Source organism: Maribacter sp., assembly GCF_039968975.1.
In the GTDB taxonomy this organism is placed as follows: domain Bacteria; phylum Bacteroidota; class Bacteroidia; order Flavobacteriales; family Flavobacteriaceae; genus Maribacter.
Map to the genome: position 1 here is coordinate 1 of NZ_JBDVOT010000206.1, position 4,546 is coordinate 4,546.

The window sequence follows — 4,546 nt, forward strand, 5'->3', positions numbered from 1 at the left end:
GTAGAATCATAGCCGGTGTTAACCCGGGTAAAATAAAAGCAAAAACTCCGCTAAGTAAAAATGCTATACCACTTCTACGTAATAACATGGATAAGATTAGTTTAAATTCCCCAGAATTTATTCTAACTGCCATACCAATAAATAGTAGAACCAATGGGGTCATTAAGCCTTTTATACTTAACGCAGTGTTTTGAAAAAAAGAAGGAAGAGAAGAAAGGTTCAATCCAAAGCCTAGCATTATCAAACCTACTACTATTACCATGTTTATGGGTTCATTAATTAATGATACCATTAAACCCTTTAGTTTGCTCTTAGATGATTCTTTTTTCTCGGTAATTGAATTCTTTCTATACCAATGCATGGCTAGCATGTACAGTAGTATCAAAACGAATATTTTATTTCCAATATCTGCAAGTGCAGCCAGCGCCAAGGTATCATCACCTAAGTAAGCTACAATAAAAGGAAAGCAAGATAGACCAGGTGCAGTAGATGGCAATAGCATCATCAAGGTCCGTTTTTTACTATTCTCTTCGTTAGGTAAGGATGCCGCTAAAAAATATTTACTGGCTAGCAACATTAACAAGTTGAAGGTCAAAGCCATTAAGGGGTAGGCCAATAAAGTTCCGTTAAGCTCTATTTTAAGGAGTGCAACAAAGATTGTTGCGGGAAGGGCAACACTTAGTATTAAAACTTTAACTCCTTTTAAATCTTGTTTTGCAACCTTCTTTTGTAATAATACACCAAGACCAATGATAAGTATTAACTCAAGGGTTTTTTGTAATGCAAAATCCATTCTTTGGTAGGTTTCGTTAATGAAGTTCTTGGTACTTAGTTTGTGAATAGTCCGAAGGAGTTGAATTCAAGTTAGTTGTGTCAAGGCAATTCTTCTCTCTTTTCAACTCCGGGACTAATTCTAACTTAAACGAGCACTTTTTCGAGTGCGGTCGTAAATAACTTCATCTCATCCATAGTACCCATACTTACACGGCACCAGTTTTTTCCGTAGATTTCAAATGCTCGTACACCTACACCTTCCTTAGTCATTTTTTCCAAAAATGGCTTTCCGTTCATTTGTATTGGAAAGATGATAAAACTGGTAGAGGATGGTACGTATTCAAAACCTAAGCGATCAAGATTTTCATAAACGTATTCCCTACATTCTTTATTCAGTTTTCTGGTTTGATCTTTAAAAGCAACATCTTCCATACTAGCCATTGCAGCATAAACTGATGGTAATGAAATACCCATGCCACCACGGGTGATTTTTTGTATTATATTTAATGTTTCTGGTTGGGCAACAACATAGCCTACACGTAAACCGGCCATTCCTTGAATTTTAGAAAAAGTACGGGCAATGATAACATTTTTACCTTCGTTGATAAGAGATACCATACTCTTTTTAGCAGCGTCGTCTAAAAAGCCTAAATAAGCTTCGTCAACAAAAATAGGAGTCTTTTCAGATACTCGAGAACAGAAATCAATCAGTTCTGAATGGTCGGTCATGCTACCTGTTGGGTTATTTGGGTTGCAGATATATACTAGTTTAGTTTCGTCATCTACAGCAGCTTCCATTGCTGCTAAATCATGAGACCAATCTTTTTTTAGAGGAATCGGCTTCCATGTTGCTCCTGTAGCTTCTGCAACCTTGATTAGTGACATATACGCTGGATCGGCAGAAACGATATTTCCTCCATTTTGAAAGAATACCATTGCTGTTTTTTCCAATAGATCGGAAGATCCAGGACCCATCATTATATTTTCTTGTTTAACGCCTTCTTCAACTGCAATTTTATCCATCAGTTGATATAGTTCTTTCCAAGCATATCTGTTTCCCTTAGGGGCATATTCTTGCATTGCAGAAACCGCCATAGGTGAGGGTCCGTAAGGATTCTCGTTTGCGTTCAATTTTGCTGCAAGCTTTAAAGGTTGTGTTGGTGCACTTGGTAAATACTCTTTAAAAAATGGAGTGTAAGGTATATCTCCTTTCGCATCTAGCGTAATAGTTTGTGATGGGAAAGCTCCATAGGTTAAATAAGGAGCTGCCATTACACCTGCTGCGGTAAGCACTCCTTTTTTAAGCCAATCTCTTCTGTTTACTGATGTTTTCATATGTGTTTAAGTTTGAAATGTTGGAATATGGTTGATTTAATGCATCATAAAAAGGAGATGATTGCTCCACCTTTTTATCTGTGTAAAATCATTGTTTTAATACCGATAATTGTTGGTGTTTCTTATTTAACAATATTATCGAATGTTCAAGAATTATGGAAATACCTATAGTATATAAGGATAGGTGTAGAGGATGTCTGTAAAGGTTTTTATTGAGTAATTGTTATTTTCTGGTCTTAATAATTACTTTAATTTGATTTTTAAATCAATGATTTGTTTAAAATTATCAATTTGGTAATATTTAGGCTAGAAGTGCTTTTTACGTAATCAATAATTTGTTTATAGAAAAATAAACAAAACCTCAATTATATGCTCTTTTATTGCCATATTAATACTAAAAATATGATAACTATAAATTAAATTTGTTAAAATAGCTTAAAAGCCTACAATTGTTCAATAAATATTAAGCTTTTATTGAAGTTGTCATTTAAACCAACTAGACAGATGAGGAACAAATTAGACCAAGTTGATTTCAGTATTTTAAACATTTTGGCAGAAAATGCACAGACCCCTTATACAGATGTGGCGAAGAAGTTGATTGTATCTCCAGGTACGGTTCACATGCGAATGCGAAAAATGAGGGAAATGGGATTAATCACTGGAGCTACCCTTAGTCTAGACTATGCAAAGATGGGATGGAAGATGACTATTTTCTTAGGTATTTTCTTAAGTGAAATCAGCCTTTTTAAAAAGGTAATGGCACGGTTGAATGAAATTGAGGAAGTGGTTAAAATACACCACGTAACCGGAAAATACGATGTCTTTATAAAGATGCATGCAAGAGATAGTTTTCACTATAAGCAAGTGTATCAAGATGAAATTCTTAGTATTTCTGGTATACGCGGTATAGAATCTTTTATTTCTATTGAAGAGAACTTAGAACGCCACATTCAATTCGTAGAAGTAGAGGAAGATTGATTACATCAGTTTCATTTCTTTTGGATTCCAATTAACAGGCTGTTTTCTTGAATAGCTTTCGTTTGCCAAAAGAGCCGCACCTGCAGCTCTTAATCCAAATTTTGGATCTTGAATTACTTTCTCTTTATTTCTAATACTGCTGAAAAAATTAAAGAAATGATCATAATGCGCTCCTTTATAATCTCTTGGTGCTTGCCAAGTAGATGATCCCGTAGCTAAGCTACCGGCTCTAGTATTTAATTTTTTTGATGCGTATTCTTTTCTAATCTGCGCTTGCATATCTTCTGTAAATGATATCATAGAATATCCGCTAGGTTCCATACTTAATTTAGAACGGTTTACGGTAACCGAATTTTGACCCACTTCCATTTCTCCCTCGGTACCTATTAATTTAAATCCGCCTCCACCGCCACTACCAGCAATGAAGTTAATGCGAAAGGCGGCATTAAAAGGTGCGTGTGTTTCGGTCTTTGGATAATCATATAGTGTTATTGAGACATCTGGTACGTCTCTACCGTCTTTCCAATAACGTAGTCCTCCTGTTGCCAAAGCTCTATTAGGTCCGTCTGAACTAATGACATAATTTAAAGTTGAAAACGCATGAACAAATAAATCGCCGGCTACACCGGTTCCATAATCTTTATAGTTTCTCCATCTAAAAAATCGATTGTTATCATAAGGTACTTTTGGTGTTTTGCCCAAGAATGTATCAAAATCAACGGTTTTTTTATTAGCATCAGTTGGCACAGGATATTGCCACGCACCCTCGGCAGAATACCTATCATTATACATATCTAACATAACTATATCACCAATAGCACCATCTTCATAAAGTTCCTTTGCTTTTTCATTCCCAAGGGATGCCATACCCTGGCTACCTATTTGACAGATTTTGCCAGAAGCTTGTTGTGCTTTTATGATTTCTTGTCCCTCATTGAAATTTTGTACCATTGGTTTTTCGCAATACACATGCTTGCCTGCTTTTAATGCAGCAACTGTTATCGTTTGGTGCCAATGATCGGGAGTAGCAATTAGAACAGCATCAATATCTTTTCTTTGTAATATTTCGCGGTAATCTCTTGTTACAAAAATATCGCCACCCCAAAGCTCTTTTGCTCTCTCTAATCTGCCAGTATATAGATCACAAGCGGCAACGATTTTTACACCCGTTACCTGCAAGGCCGCTTGAGTATCATAAATACCTTGTATACCCGTGCCTATTAAAGCAATATTGATTTGGTCATTTATGCTAAACCCTTGAAAAGAATATGCTCGTTGTAAAAGTTGAGGTTCGTTTGTAGATGCTGCTAATATAAACGGTGTTGTACTTATTGCAGCAGAAGTAAGTGAAGCCCGTTTTATAAACGACCTTCTTGAATTTTTTTGACTCATGAGTTGAAATGCGTTGAAATTAGTTGTTGTTGTAAGCAATTAAAAATACCAAATAATTATCGTCTTG

General features: G+C 35.7%; 4 protein-coding genes. 1 reads left to right on the forward strand and 3 read right to left on the reverse strand.

Going from position 1 to position 4,546, the window contains the following annotated elements:
* Together ABJI11_RS13870 and ABJI11_RS13875 are read right to left on the reverse strand one after the other, a co-directional pair.
* A partial coding sequence (locus ABJI11_RS13870; RefSeq protein WP_348353379.1) for an AEC family transporter occupies positions 1-793 on the reverse strand: 793 nt, incomplete at its 3' end.
* 125 nt (positions 794-918) lie between these two features.
* Positions 919-2,109 (reverse strand): histidinol-phosphate transaminase, encoded by a 1,191-nt coding sequence (locus ABJI11_RS13875; protein ID WP_348353382.1) that lies wholly within the window; start codon positions 2,107-2,109, stop codon positions 919-921.
* Between the two features lie 504 nt (positions 2,110-2,613).
* On the opposite strand from ABJI11_RS13875, the gene ABJI11_RS13880 reads away from it, so the two are divergent.
* Complete coding sequence (locus tag ABJI11_RS13880; RefSeq protein WP_348353385.1) at positions 2,614-3,087, forward strand: Lrp/AsnC ligand binding domain-containing protein; 474 nt, start codon at positions 2,614-2,616, stop codon at positions 3,085-3,087.
* Here the strand turns inward: ABJI11_RS13880 and ABJI11_RS13885 are convergent, their stop codons facing one another.
* Entirely contained in the window at positions 3,088-4,479 is a 1,392-nt protein-coding gene (locus tag ABJI11_RS13885) for a Gfo/Idh/MocA family oxidoreductase (protein WP_348353388.1), read from the reverse strand.
* Between the last annotated feature and the right edge of the window lie 67 nt (positions 4,480-4,546).

Bases quoted from the DNA above. Each gene is read 5' to 3' on its own strand.
- ABJI11_RS13885 (WP_348353388.1), bottom strand. From the start codon at position 4,479: ATGAGTCAAAAAAATTCAAGAAGGTCGTTTATAAAACGGGCTTCACTT.
- ABJI11_RS13880 (WP_348353385.1), top strand. From the start codon at position 2,614: ATGAGGAACAAATTAGACCAAGTTGATTTCAGTATTTTAAACATTTTG.
- ABJI11_RS13875 (WP_348353382.1), bottom strand. From the start codon at position 2,109: ATGAAAACATCAGTAAACAGAAGAGATTGGCTTAAAAAAGGAGTGCTT.